The sequence below is a fragment of the Pseudomonas sp. PS01270 genome, from assembly GCF_029959775.1.
GTDB lineage: Bacteria > Pseudomonadota > Gammaproteobacteria > Pseudomonadales > Pseudomonadaceae > Aquipseudomonas > Aquipseudomonas atacamensis.
The window spans coordinates 1-1216 of record NZ_JASCPT010000268.1; the positions used below are offsets into that span (position 1 = coordinate 1).

Genomic DNA, 1216 nt, shown 5'->3' on the forward strand with positions numbered 1-1216 from the left:
GGCAGGCTTTTTTCGGGCCTTTGCCGTCGAGCATCGCGAGTGGGCGGAAGGTGCCGGGTTCGTAGAGGAAGCTGCGGTATTGCGTGGCGCTGCTTTCGGCGACGAGGTGTTCGCCTTGCCAGAAGAACTCGGTGACGGCGCCGTCGACGGTTTTGCGGATACGGCGGCCGAAGGCGTCGTAGTGATAAGTGGCGGTCTGGCCGTCCGGGCGGGTCAGGCCGATCAGGCGGTGCTGGCAGTCGTAGCGGTATTCGGTGACCAGGGTCTGGCCGTGGCCTCGGCGTTCGCGGATCAGGTTGCCGAAGGCGTCGTAGTCGTAATGACGGTCGCCCTGCATCAGCAGGCGATTGCCCTTGATCTGCGCAGGGCCGGGGCGGTCCTGCATCAGCAGGTTGCCGGCCGGGTCGTGGGCGAAGGATTCGGGCAGTTCGTCGCGTGAGTGACGTACGCGGATCAACCGGTCGAGGGCGTCGTAGCCATAGGTGCGCTGGCCGTGGCGGCTGTCGGCAATGTGCTCGAGATTGCCGTTGGCGCTGTAGGCATAATCGCGGCGGTACAGCGAGGCGTGGCGATGACCTACAGCATGGGCGAGCAAGCGGCCCTGATCGTCGTAGGAATATTCGCTGAGCAGCAGACCTTGCTGGCGTTGCTGTTCGCGACCGGACTGATACACATGCCGGGTCAGCGGCGTGCCATTAAGGTCGATGGCCGACAGCGCACCGCCCTTGGCGTAGTGATAATCGAGCTTGCTGTTATCCGGCAGGCGCAGGCGCTTGAGCTGGCCGCAGGCGTCATAGGCGTAGCGCAGAGTGCCCCAGCCCTGATGTTCGGTGATCAAGCGGTCCTGACGGTCGTACTCAAAAGCCAGCGGATGGTTCTGGCCGTCATCGACACCGATCAACCGACCCAGGCGGTCGTAGTCGTAGCGGACCTTGATCCCATCGGGCAGGGTTTTGACGAGTAAACGCCCGGCCCTGTCGCGCTCGTAGCGGGTGACCAGCGATAAACCCTGCTCGCCGAACTCGGTCTTCTCCAGCAGGTGCCCGTTGAGGTCGTAGACGTAAGCCGTACGCCGCCCATCAAACCCGGTTTCCTGTCGGATCAATCCGGTCGGCGTGTAATCCAGTCGGTACTTTTCGCCCGATTCGTTTTCAATCTCGGTCAGCAACAGCCGCGCATGGTCATAGCGATACTGCACGCGGGTGCCGTCAGGATT

At 63.0% G+C, this 1216-nt stretch carries 1 pseudogene; it reads right to left on the reverse strand.

Annotated features, from left to right (window positions below):
• A pseudogene (locus QMX86_RS28075) lies at positions 1 to 1216 on the reverse strand (type IV secretion protein Rhs); the annotation flags it as partial.